Origin of the sequence: Tsukamurella conjunctivitidis (assembly GCF_007858475.1) — a bacterium.
Lineage (GTDB): Bacteria > Actinomycetota > Actinomycetes > Mycobacteriales > Mycobacteriaceae > Tsukamurella > Tsukamurella conjunctivitidis.
In genome coordinates, this window is the sequence record NZ_VIGX01000017.1 from 12,133 (window position 1) to 28,789 (window position 16,657).

The window sequence follows — 16,657 nt, forward strand, 5'->3', positions numbered from 1 at the left end:
GGAGCGCGCCACCCCGACGGGTGGCGCGCTCCTCGCGTTCCGGGGTTCAGGCGTCGATGTTCTGCAGCCGGACCTGCCCGCGCGCGACGGCCTTGCCGTCCTGCGAGTCGATCTCCACCAGCCACAGCTGCTGCCGGCGCCCGCGGTGGATCGGGGTCGAACGGATCGACAGGACGCCGCTGGAGAGCGCGCGCAGGAAGTCGGTGTTGTTGTTCACGCCGACGACATGACCGGTGCCGCCGAGCCACACCACGCCGGAGACGCTGGCGACGGATTCGACGATCGCGCAGTACACACCGCCGTGGGTGATGCCGAAGGGCTGGTGCAGCTCGGGACGCAGCGTGAGCGTCGCCTGCACACCGTCGGGCGAGATCGCGGTGTACTCGAGGCCGAGGATGCTGTCGAATCCGGCGGTGCCGCCGGCGAGGATCCCATCGATGACCTGCTGCTGTCCGGGTGTCGGTTGCGTCATGGAATCACCCTAGAACCGGGCGTCGCCGGCCCGACCCCCGGGCCGGAAGATCCGGGCCCGAGTCCGGGTAGACCCCGATGCGCGCGCGGGCACGCCACGGCACTGTGGAGTCATGACCGAGAACTCGCCCTTCGCCCAGAACCCCTACACCCCCGCCCCGCAGAAGCGCTTCGCCCGTGACCTCCAGAACAACTGGATGGGCGGCGTGTGCGCCGGCATCGCCCGCTACTTCGGCATCGACGCCACTCTCGTGCGGGTGCTGTTCGTGGTGTCCTGTCTCCTGCCCGGCCCGCAGTTCCTGCTCTACCTGCTGCTCTGGCTGGTGATGCCGAAGGGCTGATCGGCGGACGCTCACCCAGCGGAGAAAGAAGTCGGCGGGTGCGGGGGCTCAGCCATCCCCCGCACCCGCCGTGGCACAGACCGGCGGATTACTGCAGCCCTCAGTTCGCGTCACGGTCCGATGTGGTTCCTGTGTCGCTCTCGGCGACGAGACTTACTCTAGGACAGGCTCCCCTAACTTAGCAAGCCCTCATCGATGTGGCGTGGATTACGACAGGCCGTCGTAGCGATGCGCACCATGCCGAGTAGAATCGGAGCAATGGCGGCATTGGGAGATCTCGAACGCGCGGTCATGGACCACCTCTGGGCGGCCACCGAACCGCAGACCGTGCGACAGGTGCACGAGTCACTCGCCGCTGATCGCGAACTCGCGTACACGACGGTGATGACGGTGCTGCAGCGGCTCGCGAAGAAGAAGCTGGTGAGCCAGATCCGCACGGACCGCGCGCACCGCTACGCCGCGAGCTTCGGCCGCGAGGAACTCGTGGCCGACCTCATGTTCGACGCGCTGGCCCAGGCCGAGAGCTCGCGTGAGGCCGCGCTCGTCCACTTCGTGGAGCGTGTGGGTGCGGACGAGGCGCAGGCCCTGCGTCGCGCGCTGGCCAAGCTCGAGGCCGGCGAAGCAGCTCGTCGCGTCGAGCCCTGATCAACCAGTAGGCTCGACCTCATGGCGGCCTTCATCTTCGGAGCGCTGGCCCTGCTGCTCGCGGGGCCGGTGCCCGCCGGGCTCTCCCGCGCCGCCTGGCCTCTGCGCGCCCCCCGCGCCGCGCTCGTGCTGTGGCAGGCGATCGCGCTCGCCGCGGTGCTCTCGGCGTTCAGCGCCGGCCTGGTGATCGCGAGCTGGCTTCTGGTCCCCGGCGCCGACGGCCGGCCCACCACCAACCCGATCGACGAGATCCGCCAGCTCGGCGTGGTCCCCTGGGTGGTCGCCGTCGTGGCCTTCGCCCTCACTCTGCTGGTCGGCGCGCGCCTCATCACTTCCACCGTGCGGCTGGCGATCCGCACCCGGCGGCGCCGGGCCAGGCACCGCACCGTCGTCGACATCCTGTCGCAGGCGGTCGACGACGACCACCCGGTCTCCGCCGCCGACCTGCGGGTACTCGGCGTCGACCAGCCGCTCGCGTACTGCCTGCCCGGCCTCCGCCAGCGCGTCGTGCTCAGCGTCGGCACCCTCAATCAGCTCAGCCACGAGGAGCTCACCGCCGTCCTCGCCCACGAGCGGGCGCACCTGCGGTCTCGGCACGACCTGGTGCTGGAGGCCTTCACCGCCGTCCATCACGCCTTCCCCAAGGTCGTCCGCTCCTCCGCGGCGCTCGACTCGGTCAAGCTGCTCGTCGAGCTGCTCGCCGACGACGAGGCCGTGGCCGCCGCGGGACCGGTCCCCCTCGCCAACGCCCTCGTCACCTGCGCGCAGAGCCCCGCACCACGCGGCGCGCTCGCGGTCGGCGCGACCGGCACCGTGGTCCGCGTCGAGCGGCTGTCGATGCCGCCGGCCAGCAACCTCTTCAGCGCGGCGGTGTACCTGTTGGCGGGCCTCATCCTCGTCGTCCCGACCGTCGCCGTGGCGGTCCCCTGGCTCACCGAGATCTACCGCCTCTTCACGCACTGACGGAGCGGGTTAGGCTGGGCGCTCCTGGGGGAACGAGGAGGACCACGATGACCGATCCGCAGCAGCCGTACTCGCCGCAGCAGCCCTACGGGCAGCCGGCGTACCAGCAGCCCCATCAGTACGGGACCGCGCAGCCCGCGTACCCGGTGTACCCGCAGCAGGGCTACGGGGAGATCGCGTCGTACCCGGGATATCCACAGCCGGGCTACGCGCAGCCCGCCTACGGCATCGGGGGCGGATACGGCGTGGATCCCGCCACGGGTCTGCCCCTGTCCGACAAGTCCAAGGTCGCGGCCGGTCTCCTCCAGTTGTTCCTCGGCGGCTTCGGCGCGGGGCGGTTCTACCTGGGCTACGGCCTGATCGGCGGGCTCCAACTCGCGATCAACCTGGTGGGCTGGTTCTTCTTCCTCGCCGGCTTCCTCACGCTCGGCATCGGCTGGGTATTCGCGATGCTGTTCTTCATGGCCGGCGGCCTCTGGGCGCTCGTCGACGCCATCCTGATCCTCACGGGCAGCGTCAAGGACCCGCAGGGCCGCGTGCTGCAGTCCTGACCGTCGATGCCGGATTCTCGCCGCACGTGGGCTAGCATGACCCCACGTGCAGTTCCTTCCCGATAGCCGCCCGCAGTACGACCTGACCTACGACGACGTCTTCCTCGTCCCGAACCGGTCGGACGTGACCTCCCGATTCGACGTCGATCTGTCGTCGGACGACGGCACCGGCACCACCATCCCTCTCGTCGTCGCCAATATGACGGCCGTAGCCGGCCGCCGGATGGCGGAGACGGTCGCGCGCCGCGGCGGCATCGTCGTGCTGCCGCAGGACCTGCCGCTGCAGGCCGCGGCGGACACCATCTCCTATGTCAAGAGCCGCGACCTCGTCGCCGACACCCCGGTCACGCTCAGTGCCGAGGACTCGGTGAGCGACGCCGTCGCGCTGCTGCCCAAGCGTGCGCACGGCGCCGTCGTGATCGTCGACGAGGACGACCGCCCCGTCGGCCTGGTCACCTCCGCCGCGTGCGAGGGCGTCGACCGCTTCGCCCGCCTGCGCGACGTCATGACCGCCTCGTTCGTCTGCGCCGCCGCCGGCACCGCCCCGGAGGCGGTCTTCGACATGCTGGAGAAGGACCACTCCGATCTGGCGGTCCTGGTCGACGCGCAGGACCGCCTGCACGGCGTCCTCACCCGCACCGCGACGGTCCGCGCGGGCATCTACACCCCCGCCGTCGACGGTGCCGGGAAGCTCCGGATCGCGGCCGCGGTCGGCATCAACGGCGACGTCGCGGCGAAGGCCCGCGCGCTCGCCGAGGCCGGCGCCGACGTGCTGGTGGTCGACACCGCGCACGGCCACCAGGCCAAGATGTTCGACGCGCTCGAGGCCGTCGCCGCCCTCGACCTCGGCCTGCCGCTGGCCGCGGGCAACGTGGTCGCCGCCGCCGGCGCCCGCGACCTGGTCAACGCCGGCGCCACGATCATCAAGGTCGGCGTGGGCCCCGGCGCCATGTGCACCACCCGCATGATGACCGGTGTCGGCCGCCCGCAGTTCAGCGCGGTGCTCGACTGCGCCGCGGCGGCCCGCGAACTGGGCGCGCACGTCTGGGCCGACGGCGGCGTGCGGCACCCCCGCGACGTGGCGCTGGCGCTGGCCGCCGGCGCCTCCAACGTCATGGTCGGCTCCTGGTTCGCCGGCACCTACGAGTCTCCGGGCGACATGAAGTACGCCACGGACGGCTCCGCCTACAAGGAGAGCTTCGGCATGGCCTCCAAGCGCGCCGTCGCCGCCCGCACCGCCGGCGAGGGCGCCTTCGACCGCGCCCGCAAGTCGCTGTTCGAGGAGGGCATCTCCAGCTCGCGGATCCGCGTCGACCCGGAGGCCCCGAGCGTCGAGGACCTGCTCGACCGGATCACCTCGGGCGTGCGCAGCTCCTTCACCTACGCGGGAGCCCGCACGGTGCCGGAGTTCCACGCGAAGGCGACCGTCGGCGTGCAGAGCGCCGCGGGCTTCGCCGAGGGTCGCCCGCTGCCCGGCGGCTGGTGATCCGCCGGGACACCCGCGCCCGGCTACACTGCGTTCACGCGATCCCCCACCGCTGAGAAGGAACATGAAGGTCCGAAGACCGGGCAAACGCCGCCGACGACAGACTCCACCGACGACGGGACGAACGGTGCCCGTCGATGGCTAGCGCGCTGATCACGATCGGCGCCATCGTCGGCTTCCTCGCGCTCACCGTGGGCACCGCGCTGTTCGTGGCGGCGGAGTTCTCCCTCACCGCGCTCGAGAAGTCCACGGTCGACGCCGACGTGCGCGACCGCGGGGACCGCCGCTCGAAGCAGGTGCAGAACGCGCACCGCACCCTGTCCTTCCAGCTCTCGGGCGCGCAGCTCGGCATCACCATCACTACGCTGGTGACCGGCTACCTGGCCGAGCCCGTGCTCTCGAAGTTCCTGCGCCCGGCGCTGGAGTGGACGGGCATGCCGGAGGTCTGGTCGGCGGCGCTCACGCTGGTGCTGGCGCTGATCATCGCGACCTCGCTGTCGATGGTGCTCGGCGAGCTGGCGCCGAAGAACCTCGCGATCGCCCGGCCGCTGCAGACCGCGCGGCTCACCGCGGGCGCGCAGTCGCTGTTCTCTTCGACCTTCCGGTTCGCCATCTCCTTCCTCAACCGCTCCGCGAACGCGCTGGTCCGCCGCCTGGGCATCGAGCCCGCGGAGGAGCTCAGCTCGGCGCGGTCCGCGCAGGAGCTCAGTGCCCTCGTCCGCAACTCGGCGGCCCAGGGCGCGATCGACGAGATGACCGCCGAGCTCGTGGGCCGCAGCCTCGAGTTCGGTGAGCTCACCGCCGAGGAGCTCATGACCCCCCGGCAGCGGATCCACTCGCTGGACGCGGACGACACCGTCGCCGACCTGGTCGCGCTGTCGATCGAGTCCGGCCACTCCCGGTTCCCCGTGGTCCGGGGCGATCTCGACGACACGATCGGGCTGGTGCACGTGAAGCAGGCCCTGACGGTGGCCGCGGACCGTCGCGCGACGGTGACCGTCTCGGACATCGCGACCGTGGCCCCCGTCGTGCCCGCGACGCTGGACGGCGACGCCCTGATGGATCAGCTGCGCGCCAACGGCCTCCAGATGGCCCTCGTCGTCGACGAGTACGGCGGCTCCGCCGGCATCGTCACCGTCGAGGACCTCATCGAGGAGATCGTGGGCGACGTCCGCGACGAGCACGACGCGAACGAGCCCGTGGACGTGCAGCGCACCGACGACGGTTTCCTGTGCTCGGGCCTGCTCCGGATCGACGAGCTCGAGCGGGACACCGGCTACCGCGCCCCGGAGGGCGACTACGACACGATCGGCGGCCTGGTGATGTTCCTGCTCGGCCGCATTCCCGCGGTCGGCGACCGCGTCCCACTGCCCCAGCATCCGTCCGTCGACGAGGACGAGGCGGAGGCCCCGCAGTGGACGGCGCGCGTGGCCCGGATGGACGGACGCCGCGTCGACCTGGTGGAGGTGACCCATGAATGACCTCCTGGGCGTCGCCCTGACCGTGCTGCTGCTGGCCGCCAACGCCTTCTTCGTCGCCGCCGAGTTCGCGCTGATCGCGGCCCGCCGCGACCGGCTCGAAGCCCTCGTGGAGCAGGGCCGGTCGAGCGCGAAGGCCGTCATCAAGGCCTCGGAGAACCTCTCGCTCATGCTGGCGGGCTGCCAGCTGGGCATCACGATCTGCTCGATCCTGCTCGGTAAGGTCGGCGAGCCGGCCATCGCGCACCTGCTGGAGAAGCCGCTCGCCTGGGCGCACGTCCCCGAGGCGCTGCTGCACCCGATCTCGTTCACGGTCTCCCTCGGCCTGGTCGTGGTGCTGCACATCCTGCTCGGCGAGATGGTGCCGAAGAACATCGCGCTCGCCGGCCCCGAGGCCGCCGCCATGCTGCTGGTGCCGCCGCACGTCGCCTTCGTCCGCCTGATGCGGCCGCTCATCGCGGTCTACAACTGGCTGGCGATGCTGGTGCTGCGCGCGGGCGGCGTGGAGCCGCGCGACGAGTTGGACAGCACGGTCTCCGCCGGTGAGCTGAGTGTGCTCATCGCCGAATCCCACGACGAGGGCCTGATCGACGCGGAGGAGCGGGTGCGGCTGACCCGCGCGCTGCAGACCTCGCGCCGCACGGTCGCCGACGTCGCGATCCCGCTCACCGAGATCCGCGGGCTGCAGGCTGTGCAGGGCACGAACGGCGTCTGGGGGCCGACGCTCGGCGACATCGAGTCCGCCGTGGCCGAGACGGGCTACTCCCGCTACCCGGTACGCAGCAGCGACGGCGCCTTCACCGGCTACCTGCACGTCAAGGACGTGCTGCCCGACATCATGGACAGCTCCGTGGGCCCGGAGTCCGTGATCGGGGCGAGCCGGATCCGCCCGCTCCCCGTCGTCGACGGGAGCCTGTCCCTGGATCAGGCGGCCGGCGACCTGCGCCGCCTCGGCGGGCACCTCGCCGCCGTCGCCGACGACCACGGCCGCACCATCGGCATCGTGGCGCTGGAGGACGTCGTCGAGGAGTTCGTGGGCACCGTGCGCGACGGGACGCATCGGGTGTGACGGAGGTCCTCTCGGACACCGAGTGGGAGGCCCGCGCGGCGGCCCACCGGGACCGCCTGACCCCGTTCGTCGCCGAACACCGCCGCCGCGCCGCGCGCGGCGAGAAGCACCCGGTCTGGGACTTCCTGTTCACGTACTACGGGCATCGCCCCGCGCACCTGCTGCGCTGGCACCCGGGCCTGGGCACCGAGCTCGACGGTCCGCGGGCGGCGGAGGCGTTCGACGGCGCGCGCGGCTACGCCGTCGCCGGCACCCGGGTGCGCACGGACCCCCGAGTGCTCGCCCGGCGCGTCGGTACCGCCGCGTACGTCGCACGCCTCCTCGAGGCCACCGCCACCCGGGCGCCCGTCTTCGGCTGCTTCGGGCTGCACGAATGGGCCATGGTCTACCGCGAGGCCGACCAGGCGCGGCACCCGGTGCCGCTGCGCCTGGGGCCCGCGGGCACCGACGAGGTGGTCCGCGCGGGAAGCCTGCGCTGCACCCATTACGACGCCTTCCGGTTCTTCACGCCCGATGCCGCGCCGCGGAACGCGACGCCGCTGACCCGGGAGGGGCAGGTCGACTCCGAGCAGCCCGGCTGCCTGCACGCCGGGATGGATCTCTACAAGTGGTCCTTCAAGCTGACGCCGGGCGCGCCGTCGGGCCTGGTCGCGGACGCATTCGACCTGGCCCGCGACGCCCGCGAACTGGACATGCGGGCCAGCCCGTACGACCTCGCGGAGTACGGCTTCGAGCCCATCGCCATCGAGACGCCCGAGGGCCGGCGCGAGTACGTCCGGCAGCAGGTCGCCCTCGCCGAGCGGGCCGCGCCGATCCGGGCGCGGCTCCTCGACGTGGTCCGCGCCTGGCCCGGCGAGCGGCCCGCCTCCGATATGTCCGCATCCCCCGCCTAGACTGCCTCCAGCGACGGTCCGTGGGCGCGAGCCCACGGCGCAAGAGGGAACCCGGTGCCAATCCGGGGCTGCCCCGCAACGGTGTTCACGTGAGCGCGTGAAAGCCCGATACCTGCCGCCGCGACCGCCCGGAGCCGGGCGGTGCTCACCGACCCGAGGGGAGTCGCGGAGTGCGAGTCGTCTCGTCGCGCCGTGTGGCCGTACTGCTGATCTGCCTGCTCGTCGCTCTGATCGCCGCGATGTGGCTCGGCGTACTACTGGGTACCGTGCGCATCCCGTGGCGGGATTCGACCGGCTACGTCTGGGCGTTCCTCACCGGCGGCGTCGTCGACGCCGAGCACGCCACGCACTATCGGATCGTCGCCGACTCGCGGATCCCCCGGGTCCTCAGCGCGGCGATCGTGGGCGCGGGGCTGAGCGCGATCGGCGTCGCGGTGCAGGCGATGGTGCGCAACGCGCTCGCGGACCCGTACGTGCTCGGCATCTCCTCGGGCGCCTCCGTCGGCGCGACGACGGTGGCCCTGTTCGGGGTGTTCGGCACGCTCGGTCTCTACGCGCTGCCGACCGCCGCCTTCCTGGGCGCCCTCGGCGCGACCGCGCTGGTCTACGCGATCGCCTACCGCGGCGGCGGCCTCACACCGCTCCGCCTCGTCCTCACCGGTACCGCCCTCGCCTACGGCTTCTCCGCGGTGACCACCGTGCTCGTCTTCCTCGCTCCGCGCGGCGACGCCGCCCGCACCGTCATGTTCTGGCTGTTCGGCAGCCTGTCCCCCTCGACCTGGCGCACCACGGGGCTGCTCGCGGTGACGGTGGCGATCGGGCTGGTGGCACTGCGGTACGGCGCGCGCAAGCTCAACGCGCTCGCCCTCGGCGACGAGGTCGCGATCTCCGTCGGGCTCTCGGCGTCCGGGTACCGCTCGGCGCTGTTCGTGCTCACCGCGGCGATGACCGGGATCATCGTCTCGGTCTGCGGTGCGATCGGCTTCGTGGGACTCGTCGTGCCGCACGTCGCGCGGCTCCTCGTGGGCGCCGACCACCGCCGCGTCCTCGTGATCGCGCCCGCGCTCGGCGCCGTCTTCCTGGTGCTCGCCGACATCGCCGCCCGCACCGTCGCACCCCCGCAGGAGTTGCCGCTCGGCGCGATCACCGCGGCCGTGGGAGTGCCGCTGTTCATCGCGCTCATGCGCCGGCGCACCGTCGGGAGCGCATAGATGCGAGTGGAGTACAGCGGTGTCGGCGTCGAACTGGGCGGCACGCGGATCGTGGACGACATCAGTCTCACCGCCGCCACGGGCGAGTTCATCGGCGTCGTCGGCCCCAACGGCAGCGGCAAGTCCACGCTGCTGCGCTGCGTCTACCGCGTGCTGACGCCCGCGGCCGGCACGGTCACCGTCGGCGGGCGGGACGTGACCACGGTGAGCCTGCGTGAGAACGCGCGCCAGGTGGCCGCCGTCATGCAGCACGCGCCCTTCGACATCGGCTTCACCGCGCGCGAGATCGTCGAGACCGGTCGCCTGCCGCACCGGCGCCGCGACGTCCCGCTCGCCGCGCACCGCCGGGCGGTCGACGGTGCGCTCGCCGCCGCCGGCGCGGCGGATCTCGCGCGCCGCGACTTCGGCACGCTCAGCGGCGGCGAGGCACAGCGGGTGCTGATCGCGCGGGCCTTCGCGCAGGAGCCGCGGGTCCTGGTGCTCGACGAGCCCACCAACCATCTCGACGTCCGGCACCAGTTCGCGGTGCTCAGCGCCGCCCGCGCGCTGGGCGTCACCGTGATCGCGGTGCTGCACGACCTCAACCTCGCGGCGCAGTACTGCGACCGCCTGTACGTGCTGTCCGAGGGCGCGCTGGCCTGTTCCGGCACCCCCGCAGAGATCCTCATCCCCGCCGTGCTGCGGCGGTACTTCGACATCGGGGCGCACGTCGTGCCCCATCCCCGCCTGGGAGTGCCCCAGGTCATCTTCGACGAAGGACGGTAGATGAGAACACCCAGGATCGTGCCGGCGGTCGCCGCGGCGTCCGTGCTGCTCGCGGGCTGCGGCGCGCGGGTCGACGAGGCAGCACCGTCGCCCGCGTCGGGCGAGCCCGCCACCGTCACCAACTGCGGGGCGCCGCTGACGGTGCGCAGCACGCCGAACCGGGTGGTGGTCAACGACACCGGGACCGCGGAGATCCTGTTCGCGCTGGGCCTGACCGACCGGATCGCGGGCTACACCACCTACGACGGCAAGCACGTGGACTACAACACGTCGCCGTGGAAGGCGGACTTCGACCGCGCTCCGAATCTCGGCACGGCCTTCACCCGCGAGACGATCCAGGCGGCCCGGCCGGATTTCGTCTTCGCGGGCTGGAACTACGGCTTCAGGGAGACCACCGGGGTGACGCCGGACTGGATCCGGGAGATCGGCGCCGTGCCCTATCAGCTCACCGAGGCGTGTCGGCAGGCCGGCAGCACGCGCCGCGGAGTCATGCCGCCGCTCGACGCCCTGTTCACCGACCTGGCCAACCTCGGGACCCTGTTCGGAGTACCGGAGCGCGCGGAGAAGCTGGTCGCCGAGTACCGCGCCCGGATCGACGAGGTGCGGGCCGCCGCACCGTCGGGGAGGAAGGCGCGGGTGTTCCTGTTCGACAGCGCCTCCCCCGATCCGTTCACCTCGGGCCGCACCGGCACCCCGCAGGCGATCATCGAGAACGCGGGCGGCGAGAACGTCTTCGCCGACCTCGACGACTCGTGGACGACGGCCTCCTGGGAGGCCGCGGCGCAGCGGGACCCGCAGGTCATCGCCATCGTCGACTACGGCGTCGGCCCGGAGAACACGCCGGACGCGAAGATCGCGCAGCTGAAGTCCCAGCCGCTGATGGCGAACACGACCGCCGTCCGCGAGGGCAACGTCGTGGTGATCCCCTACGCGGGCTGGGTGGAGGGCCCGCGCACCCCGGGCAGCGTCGAGACGCTGGGGAAGTACCTGCGCTCGAAGGGTTTCTGACAGCGAAGAGCCGGACCTCCCCCCGAAGGTCCGGCTCTCCTGCAGTACTCGCCCGGTGTACTTCTACGTGGCGGGCTTGGTGATCTTCACGTCCTTACCGAACTCGGTGAGGTTCAGCGTGATCGGCAGTTCCTTCAGCTTGACCTCCATCCGCGTGACGTTCGGCTTCGGCTGCGGGTTCGCCGACGGGTCGAAGACGATCCACAGGGTGATGGGCAGCGTGGCGCCGGCGTTGCCGCGGGTCGCGATGTCGGTGATCTGCGGCAGCAGCGGATCCAGGACCTGCGTGGCAACGGTGCCCGTGACCTTGACGGTCTTGAGACCGTTGGCGGTGTCCTTACCGTCGACCTTGGGGTTCTGCACCGAGTCGAGGATCTTCGCGAGCCCCTTCTCCAGGTCCAGGATGATCGCCGGGTCGTAGACGCCCTTCTCGCCCGTCTTGCCCATCGGCTGGTACTTGGCGCCACCGAGGTTGGCGTACATGACACCGTCGATCACGACGAACTTCGTCTGCACGTAGTTGTCCTGGACCCGGACGTTGGCGTCGCCCTGGGCGGCCACGCGCTTGGTGTCCTTGAAGGAGATGATGTCGCCGACGACGCTGGTGACGGGAAGTCCCTGGATCCCCTTGTCGACGTCGAGGGTCAGGTGCTCGGAATAGGTCTCCCGGGTAGCCAGCGCCGCATCCTGCACGATCTGGACCGTCGGCAGGCCACTCGCATCGACCGAGGGTGCCGCCGTCGGTGAGCCCGAGGCTCCGCTCGCCGCCGTGGCGGTGGTCGCCGTCGCGCCGCCGTCGTCGGACTTCTTGTCAGCGCAGCCGGTGAGCACCAGCGCGCCGGCGGCGAGCAGCGCTACAGCCGCCCGCGATGCCTTGAGGTTCATGGGTTCCCCCCTGGAATCTGTCCGGGCGGAACCGCCCGGGGCCGAATGAAAGGACGGAAGCCCCGCCCTCACGGAAGAAGTATGCATGAATTCCGGAGTCGATCGAAGCATTCTTCCGCCCCGTTTCCCGACAAACCGGACACTGGAAGGTAGCGGCAAGCGCACCTTCAGCGATCCATTAGCGTGACCGGAGACGGTCTACACAACCGCCGAATCCGGCAGTGCTCAGGAGGAACGAGAAGTGTCGATCAACCCCACCCCGCCACCGGCGCCCGCCGAGCGCGGCACGGCCGATCCCGGCCCCCGTGATCTCGAGCGCGGTACCGACCCGGGACGCGGCGGAGGCGCAGGTCGCGACGGTGCTTCCGGCTCCGACCAGCGCGACCCCGGACGGCGCCCCGCAGGCCCTCGCGGCCGCGATTTCGATACCGAGGGCGGCGACCCCGGGCCCCGCGATCTCGGCCGGGAACCCGGCCCCGGCGGCGGACCGCAGTTGTCCAACGTATGGGTTTACAAAGGCCGCGCCTACGATCTCTCGGAATGGATCAACAAGCATCCCGGCGGGGAATTCTTCATCGGGCGGTCCAAGAATCGTGACATCACGTCGATCATCGGGTCGTACCACGCGAATCCCGAGAAGATCGAGAAGATGCTGGAACGGTTCGCACTCGATCGCGACGCCCGCGTCGAGGACGTGCACCCGAAGAACAATGCACCGGCCTTCCTCTTCAAAGACGGATTCGACAGTTGGCGCGACACCCCGCGCTACCGTTTCGACGATCCGAAGGACCTTCTGCACGCCGTCAAGGCGCGCCTGCGCGAGCCCGCGATGAAGGCGCGCGTGCAGCGGATGGACCGCTGGTTCAACATCACCGCGGCCGCGCTCGCCGTGGCCTACGTCGTGGTGATCGCGACCCGGCTCGGCGTCCCGTCGTGGATGCCGATCTGGCTGTTCGTGCTGCTGATGGTCGCGCTGCGGAGTTCGCTCGCGGGCTTCGGGCACTACGCGATCCACCGCGCCCAGAAGGGCGCCACGAAGGTGCTCGTCAACGCCTTCGACATCAACTACGTCGCGCTGTCCTTCGTGACCGCGGACGGGCACGCACTGCTGCACCACCCGCACACGCAGAGCGAGGTGGACATCAAGAAGAACGTCTTCACCATGATGATGGACATCCCGCGCTGGTACCGCGTCCCCATCCACACCCTGCACAAGTTCGGACACACCGCCACGGGCATGACGATGCGCCTGTTCGAGATCGTCAAGCTCACGCGGCAGGTCGGCGTGGCCGACATGTACGGCTCGCTGCGCGGCGCCCTCCCCCACTTCATCGGCGCGTTCGCCATGCGCGCTCTGCTCATCGGTGAGTTCTTCCTGTTCCTGTTCCTCGGGGACGTGTGGGCGTGGGTCGCGCAGTTCGTCGCCGTGCTCTGGGTGAGCACCTTCCTCGTGGTCGCGAGCCACGACTTCGAGACCGACGTCGATGACCTCCCCGAGGTGGAGACCGAGGACTGGGCGATCAACCAGCTCAACCAGGCCTACGACCTGAAGATCTCGGGCAACCGTTACGTGGACTGCTTCCTGTCGGCCGGCCTGTCCAGCCATCGCGTGCACCACGTGCTGCCGTATCAGCGCAGCGGCTACGCGAACATCGCCACGGAGGAGCTGATGGCGGAGGAGGCGGCGAAGTTCGGCGTCGAGTGGCTGCCGCGCCGCAGCTTCTTCTTCGACCGGCTCCCCGATCAGGTCAACACCTTCCTCGGCCAGAAGTCGCGGCCCGCCCAGGAACAGGGGCACGGCTTCTTCCGCGAGCACTTCTCGCCCCAGGCGCTCAAGACCTCGGGCTCGTACGTCGTCGCCGGTTTCACCGGCATCGGCACGGTGTAAGGAGATCACCATGAACACCCCGGACCAGCAGACCGTTCTGCCGCAGCAGGATCTCCTGGAGACCACCGAGTCGGCCACCCACGGTGCCGGGATTCCGGCCGACAGCCCCCTCTGGTTGGGTGCGCCGCCCGCGCCGCCCACCTCGGTCGCGGTGATCGAATCGCTCGCGACGGGCTCCCCCGCGCGGACCTACGACCAGACGGAGTCCGCCGACCGGGTGGCCGCCCGCTTCGACGATCCGCAGCAGGCCGAGCGGATCCGCCGCGTCTACGCGAAGACGAGGGTCGCCGAGCGGCACCTCGCGATCGACCCGCTCACGCCCGAGTTCGCGGAGTTCAGCGCCCGCCCCGACACCGTCCGCGAGCGGATGGACCTGTTCTACGAGCACGCCGCCCCGCTCGCGATCGAGACGGCCCGCCGCGCGCTGGGCGACCTCGACCCCGCGGACGTCGGCCAGCTGGTCTTCGTCACCAGCACCGGATTCCTCGCGCCCGGCGTCGACGTCGCGGTGATCCGCGCGCTCGGTCTCGCGCCGGGCACGAGCCGCGTCGTCATCAACTTCATGGGCTGCGCGGCCGCGATGAACGCACTGCGCGTCTCGACTGACTACGTGCGCGCCCACCCGGACCGCAAGTCGCTGATGATCTGCCTGGAGCTCAGTTCGGTGAACGCCGTCTTCTCCGGAGACCCCAACGACGTGGTCATCTCCAGCCTGTTCGCCGACGGCTGCGGCGCCGCGGTGATCGGCGCCAGCGAGGTCGGACATCCCCTGCCCGCGGGCCGGATCGTGGTGCGCGACACCTTCAGCCACCTGCTCGACGCCGCCGAGGACGGGATCGTGCTGGGCGTCAACGCGAACGGCATCACGTGCGAGCTCGCCGAGTCGCTGCCGCAGTACATCGTCAACGGCGTCGCCCCGGTGGTCGACGGGGTGTTGGCGCGCAACGGGATCGACCGGGACACGATCGCGCACTGGGCGATCCACCCCGGCGGCCCGAAGATCATCGAATCCGCGGCGACGGCGCTGGGCCTGCCCGACGAGGCGTCGCGCCTGAGCTGGGACGTGCTCGCCGAGCACGGGAACATGCTCAGCGTCTCGCTGCTCTTCGTCCTCGAGCGCCTGCTGGCGAACGTGGGCCGGGACGGCGGCGCACCGTCGACCGGCATGGCCTTCTCCTTCGCACCCGGCGTGACCGTGGAGGGCTTCCTGTTCGACGTCGTGACGTCCGGCGAATGAGCGCGCCATGAAGCTCCTCAAGTTCCTGCTCTCGATCTCGCCCGCGGCGATCGCGGCGGCCGTGGTCGCCGGGCTCATCGCCGGCGGCGCGAACGCCTACCTGCTCACCCTCATCAACGGCCTGGTCGCGCCGGGCCCGATGCCGACGGTGACGGTCACCCAGTTCGTGCTCACCGCCGTCGTCGTGGTGGTGGCGGGCGTCGCCTCGCAGCTGATCCTGCTGCACCTCGCGCAGGCGGCCGTGTACCGGCTGCGGGCGCGGCTCTCGCAGCGCGTGCTCGCGGCGCCGCTCGAGCACATCGAGCGGCTCGGCGATCACCGCCTGCTGGCGACCCTCACGGAGGACGTCCGATCACTGTCGATGGCGGTCTCGGGCATCCCCGGGCTGTGCATCGACCTGGCGACGATCATCGGCGCGCTGGCCTACCTCGCGACCGTCTCGGGCACGCTGTTCGCCGTCTCCGTGGCGGGCACGCTCATCGGCATCGCCTGCGTGGAGACGGTGCTGCGGCGGGTGCGGGAGACCTACCGACGGGCGCGCGAGCTGGACGACGCGCTCATCGGCTCGTTCCAGGAGGTCACGCACGGCATCAAGGAACTCAAGCTGCACCGTGCGCGGCGCAGCGACTTCCTGGACCGCAAGCTCCTGGGCACCGCAGAGGACCTGCGCGGCAAGCACGTCGCCGCGGGCACCCGGTTCGCCGGCGGGCAGGCGCTCGGCCAGGTGCTGCAGTTGGGGACGATGGTGGTGATCCTGTTCGTCCTCGCCCGGGCCATGGAGCTGCCGCGGGAGACGATGATCGGCTACGTGCTGGTCACGACGTTCCTGTCGATGCCCATGCAGAGCCTCATGCACCGCATTCCCGACCTGCTGCGCGGTGATGTGGCGCTCGCGAAGATCCGCGGACTCGACCTGTCGCTGGAGACCCCGCGCGACGAGTCGGTGCTGCCCTACGACGGACGGCCCGTGGGCGACGGCACCGTCGAACTGCGGGGCGTGGGCTACGAGTACCTGCCCGAGCCTCCGCGGCCGGGTCCCGGACAGCATCCACCGCACGCGGGCCCCGGGGGGCCCGGCGGGCCGCCGCCGCATCCCCCGCAGGGACCGCCCCCGGGCATGCCCGGAGTCCCGCACGGTTTCCGCCTCGGCCCCGTCGACCTGACGCTGCGGCCCGGCGAGGTGACGTTCGTGGTCGGCGGCAACGGCAGCGGCAAGTCGACGCTGGCGAAGCTCATCTGCGGGCTGTACGCGCCGCGGATCGGCGAGATCCGGGTCGGCGGCGAGCGCGGGGAAACTCTGACCCCGCAGAACACCGAGTGGTTCCGGCAGCACACGACCGCCGTCTTCTCCGACTTCCACCTCTTCGACGACTACCTCGGCCTGGCCGCGGACGACCTCGACGACCGGGTGCGCGGACTGCTGCACGACCTCGAACTGGCGCACGCGGTCACGGTCCAGGACGGAAAGCTGTCGACGCTCGCGCTCTCGACGGGGCAGCGCAAGCGGCTGGCGCTGCTGACCGCGCTGCTCGAGGACCGGCCCGTGTACCTCTTCGACGAGTGGGCCGCCGACCAGGACCCCCGGTTCCGCGCGGTCTTCTACGACCGGATCATCCCGGATCTGAAGGCGCGCGGGAAGACAGTGGTCGTCATCACACACGACGACCGCTACTTCGATCGGGCCGACCAGCTGGTGAAACTCGACTTCGGCCAGGTGGTCCCGACGTCGGCGGCGATCGCGCGCGGAGTAACCTGATGAGCACCTA

General features: G+C 71.0%; 16 protein-coding genes and 1 riboswitch. Of the genes, 14 read left to right on the plus strand and 2 right to left on the minus strand.

Annotation, left to right across the window (positions count from 1 at the left end; all coding sequences use genetic code 11):
- Positions 1–46: 46 nt before the first annotated feature.
- Positions 47–472: a PaaI family thioesterase gene (locus FK530_RS20005; RefSeq protein ID WP_146488739.1), complete on the minus strand. Its 426-nt coding sequence runs from the start codon at positions 470–472 to the stop codon at positions 47–49.
- Positions 473–584: 112 nt separating this feature from the next.
- Here FK530_RS20005 and FK530_RS20010 point away from each other — a divergent pair, with 112 nt between their 5' ends.
- The 11 genes from FK530_RS20010 (at position 585) to FK530_RS20060 (ending at position 10,881) form a co-directional block, all read left to right on the plus strand.
- Positions 585–812: a PspC domain-containing protein gene (locus FK530_RS20010; protein ID WP_146488740.1), complete on the plus strand. Its 228-nt coding sequence runs from the start codon at positions 585–587 to the stop codon at positions 810–812.
- A 258-nt stretch (positions 813–1,070) separates the two neighbouring features.
- A complete protein-coding gene (locus FK530_RS20015) occupies positions 1,071–1,457 on the plus strand; it encodes a BlaI/MecI/CopY family transcriptional regulator (RefSeq protein ID WP_146488741.1) in 387 nt (128 codons plus the stop codon).
- A gap of 21 nt (positions 1,458–1,478) precedes the next feature.
- On the plus strand, positions 1,479–2,420 hold the full coding sequence (locus FK530_RS20020) for a M56 family metallopeptidase (RefSeq protein ID WP_146488742.1): 942 nt from the start codon (positions 1,479–1,481) through the stop codon (positions 2,418–2,420).
- A 47-nt stretch (positions 2,421–2,467) separates the two neighbouring features.
- Complete coding sequence (locus tag FK530_RS20025; protein WP_146488743.1) at positions 2,468–2,971, plus strand: TM2 domain-containing protein; 504 nt, start codon at positions 2,468–2,470, stop codon at positions 2,969–2,971.
- Between the two features lie 46 nt (positions 2,972–3,017).
- Entirely contained in the window at positions 3,018–4,457 is a 1,440-nt protein-coding gene (gene guaB1, locus FK530_RS20030; protein WP_146488744.1) for a GMP reductase, read from the plus strand.
- 137 nt (positions 4,458–4,594) lie between these two features.
- The gene (locus FK530_RS20035) at positions 4,595–5,938 is read left to right on the plus strand and encodes a hemolysin family protein (protein WP_146488745.1); all 1,344 of its coding nucleotides are present in this window, start codon (positions 4,595–4,597) and stop codon (positions 5,936–5,938) included.
- A complete protein-coding gene (locus FK530_RS20040) occupies positions 5,931–7,004 on the plus strand; it encodes a hemolysin family protein (protein WP_146488746.1) in 1,074 nt (357 codons plus the stop codon). Before FK530_RS20035 ends, FK530_RS20040 begins: the two co-directional genes overlap by 8 nt.
- Positions 7,001–7,897 (plus strand): 3-methyladenine DNA glycosylase, encoded by an 897-nt coding sequence (locus tag FK530_RS20045; RefSeq protein ID WP_146488747.1) that lies wholly within the window; start codon positions 7,001–7,003, stop codon positions 7,895–7,897. The genes FK530_RS20040 and FK530_RS20045 overlap by 4 nt, the downstream gene beginning before the upstream one ends.
- Positions 7,895–8,031, plus strand: a riboswitch (cobalamin riboswitch). Its footprint overlaps the gene before it by 3 nt.
- 36 nt (positions 8,032–8,067) lie before the next feature.
- Entirely contained in the window at positions 8,068–9,108 is a 1,041-nt protein-coding gene (locus FK530_RS20050) for a FecCD family ABC transporter permease (RefSeq protein WP_410468426.1), read from the plus strand.
- Positions 9,109–9,873 carry an ABC transporter ATP-binding protein gene (locus FK530_RS20055; protein ID WP_146488748.1) on the plus strand — a complete coding sequence of 255 codons (765 nt, stop codon included), beginning with the start codon at positions 9,109–9,111 and terminating at the stop codon, positions 9,871–9,873.
- Complete coding sequence (locus FK530_RS20060) at positions 9,874–10,881, plus strand: ABC transporter substrate-binding protein (protein WP_146488749.1); 1,008 nt, start codon at positions 9,874–9,876, stop codon at positions 10,879–10,881.
- Between the two features lie 63 nt (positions 10,882–10,944).
- On the opposite strand, the gene FK530_RS20065 is transcribed toward FK530_RS20060, so the two are convergent.
- Positions 10,945–11,766, minus strand: a complete 822-nt coding sequence (locus FK530_RS20065) for an LppX_LprAFG lipoprotein (RefSeq protein ID WP_158645156.1) — start codon at positions 11,764–11,766, stop codon at positions 10,945–10,947.
- 493 nt (positions 11,767–12,259) lie between these two features.
- On the opposite strand from FK530_RS20065, the gene FK530_RS20070 reads away from it, so the two are divergent.
- The 3 genes from FK530_RS20070 to FK530_RS20080 are packed head-to-tail and all read left to right on the plus strand — an operon-like array spanning position 12,260 to position 16,647.
- Positions 12,260–13,654, plus strand: a complete 1,395-nt coding sequence (locus FK530_RS20070; protein ID WP_166443321.1) for a fatty acid desaturase — start codon at positions 12,260–12,262, stop codon at positions 13,652–13,654.
- A 10-nt stretch (positions 13,655–13,664) separates the two neighbouring features.
- Positions 13,665–14,891, plus strand: a complete 1,227-nt coding sequence (locus FK530_RS20075; protein WP_146488752.1) for a type III polyketide synthase — start codon at positions 13,665–13,667, stop codon at positions 14,889–14,891.
- A gap of 7 nt (positions 14,892–14,898) precedes the next feature.
- Positions 14,899–16,647 (plus strand): ATP-binding cassette domain-containing protein, encoded by a 1,749-nt coding sequence (locus FK530_RS20080; protein ID WP_146488753.1) that lies wholly within the window; start codon positions 14,899–14,901, stop codon positions 16,645–16,647.
- Positions 16,648–16,657: the final 10 nt, after the last annotated feature.

What these genes read in the sequence shown, in the direction of transcription:
- FK530_RS20005 (WP_146488739.1), bottom strand. Translation starts at nt 472, where the DNA reads ATGACGCAACCGACACCCGGACAGCAGCAGGTCATCGATGGGATCCTC.
- FK530_RS20010 (WP_146488740.1), top strand. Translation starts at nt 585, where the DNA reads ATGACCGAGAACTCGCCCTTCGCCCAGAACCCCTACACCCCCGCCCCG.
- FK530_RS20015 (WP_146488741.1), top strand. Translation starts at nt 1,071, where the DNA reads ATGGCGGCATTGGGAGATCTCGAACGCGCGGTCATGGACCACCTCTGG.
- FK530_RS20020 (WP_146488742.1), top strand. Translation starts at nt 1,479, where the DNA reads ATGGCGGCCTTCATCTTCGGAGCGCTGGCCCTGCTGCTCGCGGGGCCG.
- FK530_RS20025 (WP_146488743.1), top strand. Translation starts at nt 2,468, where the DNA reads ATGACCGATCCGCAGCAGCCGTACTCGCCGCAGCAGCCCTACGGGCAG.
- FK530_RS20035 (WP_146488745.1), top strand. Translation starts at nt 4,595, where the DNA reads ATGGCTAGCGCGCTGATCACGATCGGCGCCATCGTCGGCTTCCTCGCG.
- FK530_RS20040 (WP_146488746.1), top strand. Translation starts at nt 5,931, where the DNA reads ATGAATGACCTCCTGGGCGTCGCCCTGACCGTGCTGCTGCTGGCCGCC.
- FK530_RS20055 (WP_146488748.1), top strand. Translation starts at nt 9,109, where the DNA reads ATGCGAGTGGAGTACAGCGGTGTCGGCGTCGAACTGGGCGGCACGCGG.
- FK530_RS20060 (WP_146488749.1), top strand. Translation starts at nt 9,874, where the DNA reads ATGAGAACACCCAGGATCGTGCCGGCGGTCGCCGCGGCGTCCGTGCTG.
- FK530_RS20065 (WP_158645156.1), bottom strand. Translation starts at nt 11,766, where the DNA reads ATGAACCTCAAGGCATCGCGGGCGGCTGTAGCGCTGCTCGCCGCCGGC.
- FK530_RS20075 (WP_146488752.1), top strand. Translation starts at nt 13,665, where the DNA reads ATGAACACCCCGGACCAGCAGACCGTTCTGCCGCAGCAGGATCTCCTG.
- FK530_RS20080 (WP_146488753.1), top strand. Translation starts at nt 14,899, where the DNA reads ATGAAGCTCCTCAAGTTCCTGCTCTCGATCTCGCCCGCGGCGATCGCG.